The following is a 17,342-nucleotide window of genomic DNA, read 5'->3' on the forward strand; positions in this document are numbered from 1 at the left end:
TCGAGATATCTTCTCTGACAAATGTCGCCACGCCGGGCGCAGAATATGGAAAAGACGTAGGCGAAGGCCTATATAAGGGTGCGTCACCCTTTCAGAGTTGACGCGGGGTGGAGCAGCCCGGTAGCTCGTCAGGCTCATAACCTGAAGGTCACAGGTTCAAATCCTGTCCCCGCAACCAATTGCAAATGTAAAAGCCCCGCCCTTGTGGCGGGGTTTTTGCGTTCTGGGATGTTCGACAATCCGCCGTGACCCGGGTAGCCCGAGGCGAGAGTGCAGGCCGGTTGCCCGGCCTGCCCGACAAAGGCGCATGCTTTCAAGTCTGCTTCAATGCCGCGGCCGCCAGCCCGGCCAGCAAAGCCGACCGATCGGCAGGTTGACGTTCCGAATGCCGACCACTTCGCCTGGACGAAATGGCATGGGGCAAACGGAGAACCATGGCCGCTCCCTCACCTCCGGGGCCGGCCGGAAGTAGGATGACCTGCCATTTCCTTGATCTTCCCATGGTGGAGCTCATCGCGCGAGCTGTTTCAGATAGGCGATGACATCGCTGATGTCCTTCGGGCGGGAAACCCCGGAAAAGGACATCCAGCTTCCCTTCACCTTCGCCTGCGGGCTTTTGATGAAAGCCGCCAGTTCGTCTTCGTCCCACACGAGTCCTGCCGCGCCGGCCGCGCGCATCGCCTCCGAATAGGGATAGCCATCCGCGACTCCGGCTTTGCGGCCGACGATGCCCACCAGCGATGGCCCGCGCCTGGCCTCGTCGACGCTTTCGGCGTGGCAGATCAGGCACTTCTTGAACAGTCTCTCGCCCGCCGCGACGTTGCCGGTCTGGGCTTGGGCACTCGGTAGGCTGACAAGGAATACGGTCGTCGAAATCGAAACGGTGCGCAAGAAGGCGCGCATGGCGATGCTCCTGGTTGATCGGACGACGCTCCCCTACTTCCTCAACAATGGTCGAGGTCAAGCTCCAGAAGCCATCGCTGGGAGCGACAGCCGGCCACCAACCAATTGAGATTGTTCTTCTTTCCTGATGGTTCGCCGCTCATGCGACATTTTCGCCGGAAACGAAGAAGCAGCAGCTCGAAGGCCAGGGGTACCGAAAAGCGGATGTTGACTATCGGAGCGGCGGGCCCGTGCAGTCAGCGCACCGTCTCGAACAAGCCCTGATAATCGACCACCAGGCCGCGGTCATCGACCTCGATGTCTGCCTCGAAGCCGTTGGCGGCACCGAGGTCCAAATACCGCCAGCGATTTTGCCCGAGGGTGGCATAACGTTGCCTGGAGGGCTCCATGCGCATCGAAGGCAGGTCCACGTACAGCGTGGTCAATTCGCCCGACCCCTTGAGCAACAGCATGGCCAGTGTGTTGCAAAACGGCGTTGCCGACAGATCGACCTCGTCGCATCCGGCCAGGTCTGGCCTCTCCTGTCCGTCGACGCGCCAGCCGCTCGCGATCCGCTCGATTCTCATCTCCCGTCGTGTCGGGCTGGTGAGGCGGAGATCGAGATCCCGTGTCCGCATGTCCGGGTAGAGACGCCACATGTAAGACATGCCGAATGCATCTTCGCCGGCGTGCACGATGGTCGACAGGGCCGAGAATCCATCGGCGTCGGAATCAAGTTGGAAGACTTCCAGTCCAGGCTCGTCGCGTCTGCGCCAAATCCGTTTCATCGCTTCGCCGCCGCTCTTTCGGCCTCGCCGTTCGACGCCGGGCAGTTTGGCATGTGACCAACTGTGTGAACAGCCCGCCGCTGAAACTATGCGGGTGTGCGGCGTGCTCGAAATTCCCTGGGGAACTGCCCTGGACCGTCGACCGGTCTCTGACTGGACTCACGGCCGGTCGGCAAAGACGGCGTCATAGGCCGTGATAATGCGGCGGGCTTTCTGGCGAACCGTCTCGGCACTGTCGCCGGGCGCGTAGAGGTTGGTGCCGAGGCCGAAAGTGCCGACGTCGATCTTCTTGAATTCCGCGAAGGACTTCTCGGAGACCCCGCCGACGACGCCGATGACAGTCTCCCTCGGCAGGATGGCCTTGATCGCCGCGATACCGCTGGCGCCCAACACGCTGCCCGGAAAGAACTTCAGCGCCGAGGCGCCGCACTTCACGGCAAGCAAGGCCTCGGTCGGCGTGAAGACGCCGGGCATGGTGAGCATTCCGTGTTCCGATGCGCGGGCGATCACGCCGGGGTCGATGTTCGGGCTCACCAGGAGCCGCCCGCCGACTTCGGCCAGCCGGTCGACCTGCTCGGGCTCGAGCACGGTTCCCGCGCCGATCACACATCTGTCGCCGAAGGCTGCGGCAGCGCGGCGGATCGAGGTGAAGGGATCGGGCGAGTTGAGCGGGATCTCCGCGAGCTCGAAGCCTTCCTCGACAAGGACGCCCACGACCTCCGCGGCTTCGTCAGGCGTGATGCCGCGCAGGATTGCGACCAGCGAGCGCCGCAGCGCAGGCCATGCGATAGGAGAGGCCATGTCTTTCTTCCCTTGCGAAGCGATGGCGGTTCGATAGCCCATCCGCTGCACCGCTGCAAAGTGCCATCCAGGAGAAAGGTTCTGGCTTTGAACGAACAGGCGAGGACCGTTCGGCAGGACATCGGCGCCGCTTGGCACGAACGTGGCTGCTCATCAGCCGGTCAGCGCTTCGGCGATAGCCTTGCCGCAGGTGACCGTGTCGGCATCGCCGCCGAGATCGCGCGTGCGCAACGCCTTGGACGGCAGCACTGCTTCGATCGCCTTTACGATGGCCGCGGCCGCATCGGCATGGCCGAGGTGGTCGAGCATCATCGCACCCGCCCAGATCTGCCCGATAGGGTTGGCGATGCCCTTGCCGGCAATGTCTGGCGCCGAACCATGGACCGGCTCGAACAGCGAGGGGAAGCGCCGCTCCGGATTGATATTGCCCGAGGGCGCGATGCCGATGGTGCCGGTGCAGGCAGGGCCGAGATCCGAAAGGATGTCGCCGAACAGGTTGGAGGCGACGACCACGTCGAAGCGATCGGGGTTGAGCACGAAATGCGCGGCGAGGATGTCGATATGGTACTTGTCCCAGCGCACGCCGGGATAGTTCCGCGCCATCGCTTCGACGCGCTCATCCCAATAGGGCATGGTGATGGAGATGCCGTTGGACTTCGTCGCCGACGTCAGGTGCCTGGCCTCGCGCCGGCCGGCCAGCTCGAAGGCGTAGCGCAGGATCCGGTCGACACCGATGCGGCTCATCACCGTTTCCTGGATGACCACCTCCCGTTCGGTGCCGGCGAACATCCGCCCGCCGATCGAAGAATACTCGCCCTCGGTGTTCTCGCGCACGATATAGAAATCGATACTGCCGGGCACGCGGCCGGCGAGCGGGGTGGGGACGCCGGGCATCAGCCGGACGGGGCGAAGATTGACATATTGGTCGAATTCACGACGAAACTGCAGGAGCGAGCCCCAGAGGGATATGTGATCGGGAACGGTATCGGGCCAGCCCACAGCGCCGAAGAAGATCGCGTCATGCCCGCCGATCCGCTCCTTCCAATCCGGCGGCAACATCGCGCCGTGCTTGGCGTGGTAGTCGCAGGACGCGAAGTCGAAGTGTTCGAATTCGAGGCCGATCCCAAATTTCGCGGCGGCGGCCTCGAGGACCCTCAGTCCCTCGGGCACGACCTCCTTGCCGATGCCGTCGCCTGGAATGACCGCGATCCTGTGCTTGCTCATGGCATCTTTCCCCGGTGCGGATCTAAGGAAGAACGGCGCGGCGGTTGCCGCCGCGCCGTCAAGCTCCTCGTGGTTCGTCAGTAGGCGGGCTGCCCGGCGGCGATCCACTCCGCAGCGTCGTCAAGCGTGCGCTCGAAGGCCTGCACCATGTCCTCGATCTGGCTTTCCGTGATGATCAGCGGCGGGCAGAAGGCGAGCGTGTCCAGGATGTTGCGAACGATCAGGCCGTGATGATGGGCGCGCGCGAAGACATAGGCGCCGACCTTGCCGGGCGTGTCGAAGCGCGCTTTCGTCGCCTTGTCGGCCACCAACTCGACGCCGGCAATAAGGCCGACGCCCCTGACTTCGCCGACCAGCGGATGCGCGTTGAGATCGCGCAGCCGTTTTTGCAGGACGCGGCCCATCGCGGCGGCATTTTCGATCAACCTTCGTTCTTCCAGGATCGCCAGGTTCTCCAGCGCGACCGCCGTGGCGACGGGATGGCCGCTCGCGGTGTAGCCATGCCCGAACGTGCCGATTTTGCCGCTGTTGTCGGCGATGACCTTGTATATCGCGTCCGACATGATGACCGCTGCCAGCGGCTGATAGGAAGAGGTGATCTGTTTGGACACCACGAGGATGTCGGGCTTGATGCCATAATAGTCGCAGCCGAAGGTCGTCCCGAGACGGCCGAAACCGGTGATCACCTCGTCGGCAACGACAAGAATATCATGGCGGCGGCAGATCTCCTGAACCTTCTGCCAGTAGCCCTCCGGCGCCGGCAACACGCCGCCGGCCGACATCAGCGGTTCGCCGATGAAGGCGGCAATGGTCTCGGGGCCTTCTTCCCGGATGACGGCCTCGAGTTCGGCCGCCAGGCGATCGACGAATTGGGCCTCGGTTTCGCCGGGCTGGCCGAAGCGGTAGTAATGCGGGCAGGTCAGATGACGCACGGGGATCGCCGGCAGGTCGAAATCGCGGTGGTTGTTCGGCAGGCCGGTCAGGCTCGCGGCCGCCACGGTCACTCCGTGATAACCCTGGGTGCGGGCCAGGAACTTCTTCTTCGCCGGGCGACCGAGGGCATTGTTGTAATACCAGACGAGCTTGATGACCGTGTCGTTGGCTTCGGAGCCGGAATTGGTGAAGAAGACGTGCGACAGCCCTTCCGGTGCCATCTCCGCGAGCTTCTCGGCGAGCGCGATTGACGGCAGGTGCGATTTGTGGGCGAAGGTGTGATAGTAGGGCAGCTTCTCGAGCTGCCTTGCAGCCGCCTCGACAAGCCGCTTCTCGCCGAAGCCGACTGCCACGCTCCACAGGCCGCCCAGGCCTTCGATGTAGCGCTTCCCCTGGTCGTCGAAGACATAGATGCCTTCGCCGCGCTCCATGACGATCGGTCCGATCTCCGCATGGCGTACCGCGTCGGTATAGGGGTGGAGCTGGTGCGCAATGTCGCGCGCGGCGGTGGAATTCGGTCTGGACATGGATCTACCTCGCTAATCGAATTTCAGACGCCGGCTCCGTCATGCCGGCTGGCTTATCACGGTCGACGACCGGCTGCTGCTCATCCTCTTATAGGCGCTGCGGATCGTCGGGATAATCGTCCACCGTTCCTATCCCTATTGGCCAATGTGCCGCACATGGCGGCCGGGTGGGCGCAGACGATATAGCAGAACAAGAAGGCTGGTGAGATTCCGATCGTGCGGCCGAAGCACACTCGTCGGGGTGTCACGGGCTAACGACAATCTCGCCTTCGATTCGCGTCATCTCGAAATCGCTGATCAGGATATCGAGGCGGATCTTCCAAGTTCCAGGCAGGGGCAGGACGAGATCCGTGACGCGCCAGCTTCCATCCGTCGCCTTCGCGGCCTTGCGCCTGATCGGTTCGACGCCGGCGCCGGGATTGGAGAAGACGAATGTGACCTCCTTCGCGTCGAGGAGACCGAAATCCCCCGTCATGATCGCGGCCGAGGCCGTTACAGGCCCGATGCGGCCGGGGGTGATCTCGACATCGGCCATGGCCTTGGCGGCATGGATGTGCGTGGAAGCGGGCTGCGCGCTGGCGATAGCGATCGCGCGTGGCGGCGGCGTGAAACGCCAACCCGCCGCCACAGCGCAGATGGTCAGGATGACAAGCGACTCGACGGCGATCGAGCGGACAAGCCTTCGCACGGCGGCCGGCTCACCGGCTTCAGAGGGAGCCGTGAATTTCCAGCGATTTATCGCGGCGAGCAGCAGGAGGATCGAAACAAGCACCAGCTTGACGAGGAGCAGCTTGCCGTAGGCGGTTTCGACGAGGGCGCGGGGCTCCTCGACCTGTATGACAGCCAATATGACGCCGGCAGTGGCGAGGGCACATACGGCATAGGGAATGACCGCCGAGAAGCGTCGGAGCGCCGCAGCGCCGCCGGGCCCGCCCGAGCGCAGCGATATGCCGAGAGGCATGAGCGCGCCGGCCCAGAATGCGATCGTCGCGGCATGCACGAACACCGACGGCCGCGTCAGCCATTGCGGTTCGGCGGCGCCGGCATGCCCGCTCAGGCTCAGAGCGGCGGCTCCGCCCAGAAGGCCGCCGAGCGAAAGCGACCGTCCCAGGATCTTCGCTTCCGGCATCAGGGCGGCGGTTGCCGCCGCCAAGGCGATCATCATGACAATGACCGTCCTGCCGTAACTCGTTTCCAGTCCAGATCGCCAAACCGACGGATCGAAGGAGCTGGAAAGAGGGACACCCAGCGCATCCAGTCCCTGAAACCCGGCCGAAGCGATGGTACCGCCCACGCCCAAAGCCAGAGCGCCAGCCACCAAGTTCCGGCCTGCCTGTTCTCCTCCCAGGAGCCAGTGGAAGGCGAACACTCCGCCGACTCCGAAAAACAGTCCGAGATAGAGCGCGACCCTGCTCGACCAAAGCCCGGTGCGAACGTCCCGGTTGCCGGGCTCCACGGATTTCAGTGGCGAGGCGCTCGTTTCGCCTACGGAAAAGACGACCGACCCACCGACGGGATGGCCGTCTTCGGAGACGACACGCCAGGAGAGGACATGCGTGCCGCGATCCAGAGTGCCGGGCATCTCGATCTCGACCTCGCGATCGCGCAGCCGGAAGGAATCGAGGATGGAAGCGCTACCGTCCGGCTTTACCAGCCGCAGGGCGAGAGGCGAAACGGGCTCGCTGAACGAAAGGGTGAAGAGGGCCGGCGGCGCATCGACGACCGCGCCGTCGCTGGGCCGGGTCGCGACCAGCGATGCATGCGCGGCTGCCCCGGTTGTCAGGCAGAGCCAGGCCAGCCCAGCGAGCATCATGGCGCGCATTGCCATGATCAACGATATCGCGCGGCCGAATGCCATCATCAGGGGCGCCTCTTTCTTTCCGAAGGGGAAAAGCCGGCGCTTGTCGCGCCGGCCCATGGCTTCGATGGCTTCAATGGCCGCCGGTCTTTTCCAGCAGCAGCACGCCGGGTGCGGGAAGCTCGAGGTCGTCGGCCGACTGGCCAGCCGCGGGGATCTCGATCCACCGCTCGGCAAGGCCCCCCGGACATTCCTGCACGACCGGGAAGTACAATGTTTCGCCGGCCTTCAGATCCGTCGTCAGATAGCCGCGCAGCACGAACTCGTCATACTCGTCGTCGCCGAGATTGCCTCCGCTCCAGACGACCTCCTTGACGCCTTCGCCGGTCGGGGTCCCGTAATAGTCGTATGTTTTGGCGTAGGCGCCACGGATTTTCTGAAGCTGCCAGCCGGGCTTCGGCTGGGGCTTCACCGCTATCACGCCCTCGGGGATTCGAACGCGCACCACATTGGTGGGCTTGCCTTCGCAGCCATGCGGCACGCGCAACACCGCCTTGTAGGTGGAACCGACCGACGCCTCCTTGCCCTCCAGGGTGACGTGGGCGAGCGCTGCGCCGCTGCCGAGCATCAGCACCGCCGCCGAGGCTATCCACTTTTTGAACATCGCATTTCTCCTTTGAAGGATGGCTGCCGCCGCAAGGTCTGCGTCGGCGGCGCTTTGATTTTGTGAAGGGGGCCCGAGCCTGTTTTCATCGCGCGTTTCAGCCGCGCGCCAGCTTTCGACGCGCCGCAACGCGAGACGTTACTTCCCCGGGTGGAAATGGCGTCCGCGAAGCGTCGTTCGCGCCTCAGCCTCCGTGGCTGCCGTGACCTGCCTTGTTGCCGGTGATCGAGTCGACGCTGAATTCCACGTCGATTGCGCCGGCTTTCTCAAAGGTGAGCGTCCCTTTGAAGGTCTCCCCCCGCTTCGGATTGCGCTCGAGGCCCATGAACATGATATGGACACCGCCCGGCTCGAGACTGGCTTCGCCACTGGACGGGATCTCGAGACCTCCGGCCAGGGGCCGCATCGTCATGACACCCTTGTCGTCCACGGCCATCTCGTGAATTTCGGCCTTTCGGGCGATCTCAGCGGTTACGGCAATCAGCTTGTCCGCGGCCGGGCCGTGGTTCTTCAGGACGACATAACCTGCCGCCACCTTGGCACCTTCCGGCGCGGCCCGGGACCAGGGACGGACGATCTCGATTTCACCGGCCCTGAAGTCTTGCGCCCACAAGCCATGTGCCATGGCGAAGGGAAGGGCGAGAGCGAAACCGAAGATGCCGAGGCGCCCTTTGAGGCATTTCGAGGTTTCGAATGGAAAGGCGGAGATGCGCGCTGTGGCGCTTGTGAAGGATTGCATTTGACGTACTCCTGCGGCGCCGCTGGCCATGAAGGGCAGCCGGCGCGTATGCCGACGATCTGACATGCCGCATGAAGCGGCTTTGGTCAGGCGCGCGAAGGAGGAGCGCGGGGGCTTCCGGGATCGTGTTCGAGAGCGGCTCGCGGAGCTATCTCCGCAACAGGGCCGAGAGGCTCGGCACCCATAGGCAGCGGGTTCGCGACATGGGAGAATAACCGGGCTGGGAGGAAAGCCGGCGCGAACATGCTGCACGCTGCCGTGCAGCAATCTGACAACGGGGTTTTATCGTGCCCTGCAGGCCCTTGCTCGCCGTGATCGGCGCTGGTGATGCAGAGCGGATTTCCGAAGATGTCGAGCGGGGGTCCCTTGGGACCCGCTCCTAGGGCAAGGGCTCCGACCACCGACTGGAGAATGAGGATGTAAGCCGCGGCAAGCGCGACTACGAAGCTCCTTCCGTTTTTTCGGCAGTGTTCCACCTTCGTGCCTCACCGGTCGCATCCTATGTACCAGCTTGCCACTTCGCGCAAAAGGGCGTCCGCCGGTCCGATGTGTCGCAGGTTCAGGGACAGTGCGCTGCGGCTGGTTTCGCCAGCAATCAACGTTGGCGATTGGCGAGAGCGAAGATGACGTCGGAGCTTGCGCGAACGGTCAATCCTTACTTGGCCGTTGTATCAAACGTCCAATTGCCGCGCTTCCGAAGGCAGCATGATCGGGATGCCGTCGCGTACGGGATAGGCGAGAAGGGCCGACTTGGAGATGAGCTCACAGTTCTTCGCGTCCCAGGTCAGCGGACCCTTGGTGAGCGGACAGGCCAGGAGTTCCAGCAGCTTGACGTCGACCATCGGCTTGCTTTCTTCCTTGGCCATCTCTTCATCCATTTCTTCGTTTCGTCCGCATCGGCGCGGCGACGCCTTCGGCCACGGAATGGCTTATTGCAGGCCCGCCCCGAAATCGTCGTCTGCTCGGGCCAAGGCCATTTCGGTGATGGCGATCAGCGTGTCGGCCCTGGTCTTCAGGTCGGCCGCTTCGAGAAGGGCCTGTTTTTCCGCCGGCCCGTACGGCGCCATCATGGAGAGCGCATTCACCAATGTGCCGTTCTCGGCCCGGCTGACACTGTCCCAGTCCGCATCGAGCCCATTGGCTTCGAGATAGGCGCGGAACGCCTTGAGGAGAGCCGGCCGGTTCACTTCCTTGGCGCCCAGCTCCTCGTCGAGGTCGCAGGTGAAGGGAGCGATGCGGCATTGACGGAAGGGGGTCTTGACCGCCAGTTCCTCGGAGACCCGGAAACGGCATACGCCCTGGAGTGAGATCAGATAGCGCCCGTCGCCCGTTTCGGCGAGCGAGGTGATCCGGCCGATGCAGCCGACCTGGCAGAGCTCCGGCTCGCCATCGTCGCGCAGGCTTCCGTCGAGGCTCGGCTGGATCATGCCGATCAGCCGCGACCCGGCCAGGGTTTCATCGACCATCTGCAGATAACGCGGCTCGAAAACGTTCAGCGGCATGCGTCCGCCGGGAAGGAGGAGCGCGGCGGCCAGCGGAAACAACGGGATGGTTGAGGGCAGGTCCTTCGGCCCCCGGTAATATGCGTTTCCCGCCTGCAAGGCGATCACCTTTGAGTGTCAGTTGTGCCCTTATGTGGGGCAGCAGCCCGCCGAACTCAAGCCGGGCCGGCCGTCACCCGTCTGCTCTATTTGTCTTCCCTAGGAGAACAGGATCGACGACAGCTTGCGCCGCGCCGCCAGCGTCACCTCGTCGGTCGGTCCCCAGGCTTCGAAGAACTTCAGGAGCTGCGCGCGGGCGCCGTCCTCCTGCCAGGCGCGGTCGGCCTTGACGATGGCGAGCAGGTTGTCGGCCGCCTCCATGCGCTTGTCCTCGGCGTTCTGGATCATGGCGAGGTCGAACCGCGCTTGGTGATCCCCGGGATCGGCGGCGAGCCGGCGCTCGAATTCGGCCGCCTCGCCGAGCGACGCCGCCTGTTCCGCGAGCGAAATCTTTGCGCGCACGGCCGACAGCACCGGCGCGTCCTTCTTATCGGCGGGGGCACCGTCGAGAACCGCGAGTGCTCCCTGAACGTTGCCCGCCTCGAACATCAGCTCGGCGAGCCCGGCGATCGCCTCCAGCGTTTCCGGCGCCTGCTCCATTAGCGCCGAATAGATTTCGGCGGCCGTCGTGGGATCGCCCGCGGCGCGGGCTTCCGCGGCCGCGGCGAGCGCTTCGGCAACACCTGCGCCGTCATCGGCCTTGCCGCCCACACGCTGGATGAAATCGCGGACCTGGCTCTCGGGGACAGCGCCCATGAAACCGTCGACCGGCTGGCCGTTCTTGAAGGCGATGACGGCAGGGATCGACTGGATGCCGAGCTGCCCGGCGATGGCCGGATGCTCCTCTGTGTTCATCTTGACCAGCTTCACGCGGCCGCCGGCGGCCTGGACGGCCTTCTCCAACACCGGGGTCAGTTGCTTGCAAGGCCCGCACCACGGCGCCCAGAAGTCGACCAGCACCGGCTGGACGCGCGATTCCTGGATCACGTCGGCGGCGAAGGTGGCCGTGGTGGTGTCCTTGATCAGGTCCTTGGCGGGCTGCGGCGAAGCCGCCGGCGTGGCGCCGAACTGCACATTCGCGGCATAGCCGCCATTCGAAGCATAGGGATTGTTTTTGTCGTCCATGGTCATCCTCGCGGCCGGGTGCGCTGCCTTCCTGCGCCGTCGGCGCCGTGCGGCCTCCATGTGGAGATCACATGGAAACTTTCAAGATAACAGCTTCGTGGCCTGTCGCCTTCAGAAATTTCAAAAGATCTTGCGCCGCAATCGACGTCGTCGCCTCGTTGGTGAGCGGATGGGCGTTGATGACGTCATGCTCCATCAACGTCTTGTCCAGCACGATCCGAACCCTTCCTTCGGTGTCGTTGATGGCGCCGAACGCGGTGACGGCACCGGGAATCACACCGAGCAGCTCCATCAGCGGTTCCGGCTTGCCGAAAGAGACACGGCTCGCCGCACCGATCACCTGATGGATCGTTTTCAGGTCCACCGTCGCATCCTCCCCGACGGTCACCAGGAAGAAATTGTCCTTCTTGTCCTTGAGGAACAGGTTCTTGGTGTGGCCGCCGGGAATCTCGCCGCGCAGCGCCTGCGAATCCGCCACTGTGAAGAGCGGCGGATGAGTGACGGTCGTCACCGCGATTCCGAGATCGTCGAGAAAGGCGTGAAGTTCGGCCGGCGTCCTGGGCATGTCTTGGTCGTTCGCTGGTTGTCCTGACGGTCGCGACTATGACCAAAAGCCTGGCCGCCGCAAGCCCTGATCATTGGCATGGAGGCTCGAACAGGCCTTGGCAACCGTCTTCCCTTGCGTCGCCGGCCTCATGCCGAAAATGCTGAAAACGGCGTCATTTCCCTGTTGCAATCCAAACGCTCTTCGGCCATATAGGCGCGGCTTGCGGCGAGACGCCGTGTGTGAGCGGGTGTAGCTCAGGGGTAGAGCACAACCTTGCCAAGGTTGGGGTCGAGGGTTCGAATCCCTTCGCCCGCTCCAGTTTTTAAGCAAACCAATGGCCCAGGGAGTGTCAGGACGGGCATTTTCCCTGGTTGAGCGGCTAGTCCTTCCGGGTTCAAAGCGTTATTCAAGTATGCGCAGGTAAATCGTCGGATATAGCCGGGTGGACCTTGCGGAAAAGCCGCGCGAGGTCAGCGCCGTGATCGCAGCAGATTCAAAGAAATTTCCTACATAGCGTGCTGGTTCGGGCATGGTACCGCGGTCTCCAGAGCCTAACTAGTCTGGCGGGGCAGGGTTCGAATTGTTTCGAGTGCGCCATCTAACGAGCTAGGCGAATCTCGCGCCGGTATAAGCTGTTTGCAGCGCGGTCGATCCCTCTATTGAGTCGGTTGCGGACGATCTTGTCGTAAGCGCTGCGCCATGAGTTTGTTTCTCCTTGATCCTGGACGTGGCGCGCCATGCTGTCATGAGCCCGAAGCGGTAGCGGATCTGCCCCACCCCGATCCCATTCACCACATGGAGACCGAATATAGAATCAGGTTCAGGGTTCTCTATCGCGCCTTGTTCACCATTAGACGAGCTCCGGCGATCTCTCTGCCCGGAAGGCCTTTTCCGCCGGTTGGAAGGTCAGCTTCACCGTACACTTCGATTGGGCGCGGTACTGTGCAAGCACTTCGGCAACCGCCCTTGTAGTCGAGAAATTTGAGATGGTCGGTCACGAGCCTTGCGGGGCGCCCGCGCCCCCTCCTTCATTTGCTGGTAGGACGTCAATGACGTGCAGCCATTTTCTCGGATAGGATTGCGAGCGGGCGCTATGAGAGGACGTCGTGGACGACTTTGCCCCCGACGATGGTGAGCAGAGCGGTCAGGTTCCGGATCTCGTCTTTCTCGATTCGCAGGTAATCGTCTGAAAGCACAGCGATATCGGCCAGCTTGCCGACTTCGAGCGAACCGATCTTGTCCTCCCAGAACATCACCCGCGCGCTGTCGATCGTGTAGAGCCGCAGCGCCGTCTCGCGATCGATCGCTTCGTGCTTGCCGTAAACGGCGCCGGTCAAAGTCTTGCGGGTTACCATCCACCATATGCATTCGAAGGGATTGTACGAGACGACCGGCGAGTCGGTTCCGGCACCGATCGGGATGCCGGCGGCCAGCATCGAGCGGAGCGGTACGGCTTGGTCGGTTCGACACGCGCCCCAGAAGCGGTTCATCGTAGGACCCACCTTCACCATCTGGTTCTGGACGGTGACGAAGATGCCTAGCTGCTTCATTCGCTGGATCGCCTCGCTGCTCGGAAGGAAGGCATGCAGCAGCGCCCAACGCAGATCCGCGATCGGATACTCCTCGTTCACGTCCTCGAAGAGATCGAGAAGCACGCGGATCGTTTCGTCGCCGAGCGCGTGGACCTGAACCGGCCATCCCTGACTCGCGGCGATACGGAACATCTCGCGCAGCTCATCGAGCCCGCCCTGCGGTAGGATCATCCTGCCGTGGTATCCAGGGCTCTCGTTATCGGGTGCGGTTTCATAGGGCTCGCTGAGACAGGCCTGCTCGGTGCTTCCGTCCATGCTGAATTTGAAGCCGCCGAACTTGAGCCAATCATCTCCGAAATTGGGCGCAAGCATCGCCATTGATCTTGCATCTGTGGCAGTCTTGAAGCGGCGCAGGATATGCGCACGCGTCGTCATCCTGCCTTGCCTCCACAGTTCCATGAAACCGGCGATTTCGTCGGGCAGCAGACCTGGCTCGAGGGTTGCGGTGATGCCGCAGGCGTTGAGTTTGCGCGCAAAATTCTCCAGCCCCTGCGCCCACTGGGCGGGAGGGAAGGGAGGGAGCAATGCGCGCATTCTGCCCCATGCGGCTGCTTCATACAGGATGCCGTTCGGCGAGCCGTCGGCGTCCCGCCCGAACTTGCCGCCCTCGGGATCGGGCGTTTCGGCCGTGATGCCCGCCAGCTTCAGCGCTAATGAGTTGGCGATGGTTATATGGCCGTTCCGCATGAACTGCACGGGATGCTGAGGAGAGACGTCGTCGATGTCGTGCCTGTTTGGCAGTCGCTTCTCCGAGAGCTGGTTATGGTGCCATCCGCTCGAGCCGGTGATCCATGTTCCCGTCGGAACCGCGTTCGCCTGGGCCGCGATCAGCTTCTTCATGTCGGCGATGCATGTTGCATCGTCGAAAGGGAGGGAGAATTGGCTGGCGGCGTTCGAGCGCATGTGGATATGGCTGTCCACCAAGCCGGGGACGACCGTTCTGCCTTCAAGATCGATGACTTGCGTCTCCGCTCCCGTCCAGCGGTCCACGTCCGCATCGGATCCCACCGAGACAATGCGGTCGCCTTCGATTGCGATTGCCTCAGCGATGCGGAAGCTGGCGTCGACGGTGAGCACCTTGCCGTTTCTGAGGACAATCGTGGCGGGGCGTTGGGATTGGGTCATTTTGGAGCCTGCTGGGATTTTGCACTTACCCATGCCTAGTCTTCCGCTGTCCCGATGTCAAGATTTTATCGCCTAAAGCAAGTTTTGTCGGTAAAATGTATGATGACGGAATGAGCCGACGCCAAGGACTTAGGTGAGCTTTCCGCTTTTCATCACCTTCTGGAACGTGTTCTCCAGGTGCTCGTCATTGAGGGTGGCGGAGCGCTCGAAGTCACGAGCGAGAACGGCGTCCAGAAGAGCCTTGTGTTCGTTTTGGACATTGCGCGACACGTCGACGGTCGTAAGGCAGATCCGCCTGTAGCGTTCGGTGTAGGAGTAGACCATGTCTCGGAACCGGAGCAGCCATTTCGAAGGGCAGGCCGAAATCAGGGTTTCGTGGAAGGCCTTGTTGAGCGTTTCCCACTCCATAACGGTTTCGGGGGCTGCTTTATCCAGGCGCCCCTGCGCCTTCGTGAGTTGATGAAACGACGAGATGATGCGTCCTTCCCAGTCGTCGTTGCCGTGCAGGATCGACTGCCGGAGCGCTTCCTTCTCCAGGAACTTACGGGTATTTGTAAGGTCTTGGAAATCTTGGATCGAGATAGGCGCGACCATGAAGCCTCGTCGTTCCAGATCGATCACTAATCCGTCCGCGACCAGCCGTGATAGCGCTTCCCGCAATGGGCTCGTGCCAATCCCATACAGGTCCTTCAGAACCGCGATACGCAGCCGCATCTCCGGCGCGAGCTTGCCGGCGATGATATCGGTTCGAAGCGTGTGGAACGCGTGTTGCGATAGTTGATCGGCCGTTATCGGAGTCACGGATGTTGTCTCCCTATATCAAGGCGGGGGAATGTGCTGCTGCGCGCCCGCAGAGTCAAACTACAAAATTGCCTTTTATCGATGAAAAGTGTGGAATGTCTTTCCGCCTCCGGCAGATGCCTTCAAGTCTGCCATTGGGCCTGTAGATGCAGAATTTCCGATAGCGCCTCCGGATCGTCCAGCATGACGTCGTGGCCGCAAGCGACATCGTATATCTCCCATCCTCCAGTCGATTGAAGTCGATCGCGAACTTGGTCGAAACTCTCACTCGGGAAATCGGTAGCGCGAACAAAAGCCTTCCTGCGCAGGCTCGTGCAGCCGCGTTGGATGCGGCGGCGTTGCAGGAACGTACCAAGCGGCTGTGGAGTGCACATACTGTCCACCCATTCCCGGTCGGCGTCATTGATGCGAAAGCTTGCCGCAGGTCGGGGCGGAAGGACCATCTCGCCTTTCGCCAGGGCTTCCTCGACGTTCTGCCGTGGCCTGGATGGCAGAACGTCGATCATAGCTTCGCCGTCACGCGGGAAAAATGCATCCACCAGCACGAGCGATGAAACCAGCGGACCCAATGCCTCCAAGACGCCGGCTGCGACGAACCCGCCGTAGGAATGTGCGACGAGGACGATGTCGTCGAGGTTCTCCCACCTCACGGCATTGACGATGTCGTGCGTGTGGGTATCGAGATCTATCGCGGGGTTCATCAGGTGAGAACGTTCGCCGAGCCCCGTCAGGGTCGGTGACAGCGTGCGATAACCGCGGCGGGCGAGCAAATCTGAGACCCGCCGCCAGCACCACCCGCCATGCCAAGCACTATGGATCAGCACGAATGTCCTAGGATTTCCGCCGTTGGAGGGGACGGACGTCATCTTGATGCTCGGGCATTTAAGGGAGAAAGCGAAGCGGGCGCATGAAACCGCTCCCCGTGTTTCTGAAATACCATATAGACGGGCTTGAACCAATCGTTCCGCGAAAGCTGCTGCCGCCATTCCGTCTCTCGTGCGCGTTGACGCGCCTCTGAACGCAGTGCGCGTTCGGAGGAAAGGTAGTGCAGGGCGAGTCGGTTATGGGGGTTAGGATGCGACGAGACCAAATCAAAACGACGGCAAGCGAGCCATTCTTCGCATTCCATCAGTATCGGCACATGGTCGCGTTCGTACCAACCGTCGAAGGCCGCTAAATCGCCTTTCGGCACGCGAAAGAACACCGCATAGAGTACGGAAGCGCCGATCGACTTGTTTTCGCGGGATGTCGCATCAATGCATTTGCCGACATAGCGCGAGAAGTTGGCCACTGAATCGAGCATTCGTTTTGTCAGCGCGCTCGGCGAGTTCTTGAGGTTTCGATATTGCGGCGTTTCGAGCGCGCCGCTGCCGGAAAGATCGTAAACCGTCAGATAATCACGCTCGTTCCGTTTGTATCTCTGCGCGCCTTCGAAGCCCTCCAATGCCATGCGCAGCGGAATATGTTCATTATCATACCAGGCGTTGAACTCATCCTCCCAGGGTTCTGCCGGCGTCATTTCCGAAAAGAGAACATCCCATCCTTGCATCTGCATCCACTCCGAGATCATGCCTTGGATTGCACATTATGTGCAAAAAAAAGTTTCAACGACAAATTGACATTTTGTAGTCTTCCCATACGATCTCATTCAACGTCAAGGGGCAGGGATAGGCCATGAAGATCAGAAAGCTCTCCACCTTCATCGAGGAAACGCGCGGCGAAGCGGGCGTTTCCGCCGATCCCGTCCTGCGGAAAGTGGCCGTCGTCGCCGTGGTCGGAAATCCGCTGGCCGGCCGGTTCCAGGAAGATCTCTCCGGCCTCGTCGGATCGAGCGTCGCCATTGCCCAGGAGATGGTCGCCGCAGCAGTACAAGCGATGCAGCCCTATGACATTGTCAGCTACGGAAAGGCAGGCATCGCGGGGCTTTCCGGGGAGCAGGAGCATGCGGTGGCGATGCTGACCTCGGCCTTCGGCGACACTGTTCGCAAGGGGGTTGGCGGCGGCAAAGGCTGGATCTCGTCCTTTACCAAGCGCGCCGCCCCAGGCTCGATCATCGACGTGCCGCTGGCGCATAAGGATGCGCTCTATGTCCGATCGCATTACGATGGCATGACGTTGTTGCTGGCGGACTCGCCGCTCCCGGACGAGATTGCGGTCATTCTGGCTACGGCCAACAGGGGACGTCTCAACGACCGTGTCGGTGGACTGCGCGCCGGGGAGATTCGCGGCGATGACGGACTCTATTGAGGTCGGGC

17 protein-coding genes and 2 tRNA genes are annotated in these 17,342 nt (G+C 62.3%); 3 read left to right on the forward strand and 16 right to left on the reverse strand.

All coding sequences use genetic code 11. The features are described 5' to 3' along the window. Positions 1–101 precede the first annotated feature (101 nt). A tRNA-Met gene (locus tag ACCO56_RS26935) sits at positions 102–178 on the forward strand. Positions 179–510: 332 nt separating this feature from the next. Here ACCO56_RS26935 and ACCO56_RS26940 read toward each other — a convergent pair. The 12 genes from ACCO56_RS26940 to ACCO56_RS26995 form a co-directional block, all read right to left on the reverse strand. Beyond that, positions 511–903 carry a c-type cytochrome gene (locus tag ACCO56_RS26940; RefSeq protein ID WP_433643999.1) on the reverse strand — a complete coding sequence of 131 codons (393 nt, stop codon included), beginning with the start codon at positions 901–903 and terminating at the stop codon, positions 511–513. Between the two features lie 236 nt (positions 904–1,139). Then, on the reverse strand, positions 1,140–1,670 hold the full coding sequence (locus ACCO56_RS26945; RefSeq protein WP_433644000.1) for a putative glycolipid-binding domain-containing protein: 531 nt from the start codon (positions 1,668–1,670) through the stop codon (positions 1,140–1,142). Between the two features lie 159 nt (positions 1,671–1,829). After that, entirely contained in the window at positions 1,830–2,471 is a 642-nt protein-coding gene (locus ACCO56_RS26950) for a 2-dehydro-3-deoxy-6-phosphogalactonate aldolase (RefSeq protein ID WP_433644001.1), read from the reverse strand. A 153-nt stretch (positions 2,472–2,624) separates the two neighbouring features. Then, positions 2,625–3,695, reverse strand: coding sequence for a tartrate dehydrogenase (locus ACCO56_RS26955; protein ID WP_433644002.1), 1,071 nt, complete (start codon positions 3,693–3,695; stop codon positions 2,625–2,627). Positions 3,696–3,772: 77 nt separating this feature from the next. Next, positions 3,773–5,155, reverse strand: a complete 1,383-nt coding sequence (locus tag ACCO56_RS26960) for an aspartate aminotransferase family protein (protein ID WP_433644003.1) — start codon at positions 5,153–5,155, stop codon at positions 3,773–3,775. Between the two features lie 244 nt (positions 5,156–5,399). Beyond that, positions 5,400–7,016: a copper resistance CopC/CopD family protein gene (locus tag ACCO56_RS26965; protein WP_433644004.1), complete on the reverse strand. Its 1,617-nt coding sequence runs from the start codon at positions 7,014–7,016 to the stop codon at positions 5,400–5,402. 70 nt (positions 7,017–7,086) lie between these two features. Next, positions 7,087–7,617 (reverse strand): YcnI family copper-binding membrane protein, encoded by a 531-nt coding sequence (locus ACCO56_RS26970; RefSeq protein WP_433644005.1) that lies wholly within the window; start codon positions 7,615–7,617, stop codon positions 7,087–7,089. Between the two features lie 184 nt (positions 7,618–7,801). Next, positions 7,802–8,356, reverse strand: coding sequence for a copper chaperone PCu(A)C (locus tag ACCO56_RS26975; RefSeq protein WP_433644006.1), 555 nt, complete (start codon positions 8,354–8,356; stop codon positions 7,802–7,804). Between the two features lie 671 nt (positions 8,357–9,027). Continuing rightward, a complete protein-coding gene (locus ACCO56_RS26980; protein ID WP_433644007.1) occupies positions 9,028–9,222 on the reverse strand; it encodes a Trm112 family protein in 195 nt (64 codons plus the stop codon). Positions 9,223–9,285: 63 nt separating this feature from the next. Next, the gene (locus tag ACCO56_RS26985; RefSeq protein WP_433644008.1) at positions 9,286–9,957 is read right to left on the reverse strand and encodes an LON peptidase substrate-binding domain-containing protein; all 672 of its coding nucleotides are present in this window, start codon (positions 9,955–9,957) and stop codon (positions 9,286–9,288) included. Positions 9,958–10,056: 99 nt separating this feature from the next. After that, positions 10,057–11,022 carry a thioredoxin gene (trxA, locus tag ACCO56_RS26990; protein ID WP_433644009.1) on the reverse strand — a complete coding sequence of 322 codons (966 nt, stop codon included), beginning with the start codon at positions 11,020–11,022 and terminating at the stop codon, positions 10,057–10,059. Positions 11,023–11,089: 67 nt separating this feature from the next. After that, positions 11,090–11,587, reverse strand: coding sequence for a prolyl-tRNA synthetase associated domain-containing protein (locus ACCO56_RS26995; RefSeq protein ID WP_433644010.1), 498 nt, complete (start codon positions 11,585–11,587; stop codon positions 11,090–11,092). Positions 11,588–11,812: 225 nt separating this feature from the next. On the opposite strand from ACCO56_RS26995, the gene ACCO56_RS27000 reads away from it, so the two are divergent. Further along, positions 11,813–11,887 (forward strand) — tRNA-Gly (locus ACCO56_RS27000). 773 nt (positions 11,888–12,660) lie between these two features. Here the strand turns inward: ACCO56_RS27000 and ACCO56_RS27005 are convergent. The 4 genes from ACCO56_RS27005 to ACCO56_RS27020 all read right to left on the reverse strand — a co-directional run bounded on the left by ACCO56_RS27005 (position 12,661) and on the right by ACCO56_RS27020 (position 16,657). Further along, positions 12,661–14,286: an amidohydrolase gene (locus ACCO56_RS27005; protein ID WP_433644011.1), complete on the reverse strand. Its 1,626-nt coding sequence runs from the start codon at positions 14,284–14,286 to the stop codon at positions 12,661–12,663. A gap of 129 nt (positions 14,287–14,415) precedes the next feature. After that, entirely contained in the window at positions 14,416–15,087 is a 672-nt protein-coding gene (locus ACCO56_RS27010; protein WP_433644012.1) for a GntR family transcriptional regulator, read from the reverse strand. A gap of 122 nt (positions 15,088–15,209) precedes the next feature. Next, positions 15,210–15,953 (reverse strand): alpha/beta fold hydrolase, encoded by a 744-nt coding sequence (locus tag ACCO56_RS27015; RefSeq protein ID WP_433644160.1) that lies wholly within the window; start codon positions 15,951–15,953, stop codon positions 15,210–15,212. Further along, positions 15,950–16,657 (reverse strand): hypothetical protein, encoded by a 708-nt coding sequence (locus tag ACCO56_RS27020; RefSeq protein ID WP_433644013.1) that lies wholly within the window; start codon positions 16,655–16,657, stop codon positions 15,950–15,952. Before ACCO56_RS27020 ends, ACCO56_RS27015 begins: the two co-directional genes overlap by 4 nt. A 104-nt stretch (positions 16,658–16,761) precedes the next feature. Between ACCO56_RS27020 and ACCO56_RS27025 the strand changes: the two genes are divergently transcribed. Then, entirely contained in the window at positions 16,762–17,334 is a 573-nt protein-coding gene (locus ACCO56_RS27025) for an amino acid synthesis family protein (protein ID WP_433644014.1), read from the forward strand. Positions 17,335–17,342: the final 8 nt, after the last annotated feature.

Source organism: Mesorhizobium sp. 1B3 (genome assembly GCF_050958605.1).
Taxonomy (GTDB): domain Bacteria; phylum Pseudomonadota; class Alphaproteobacteria; order Rhizobiales; family Rhizobiaceae.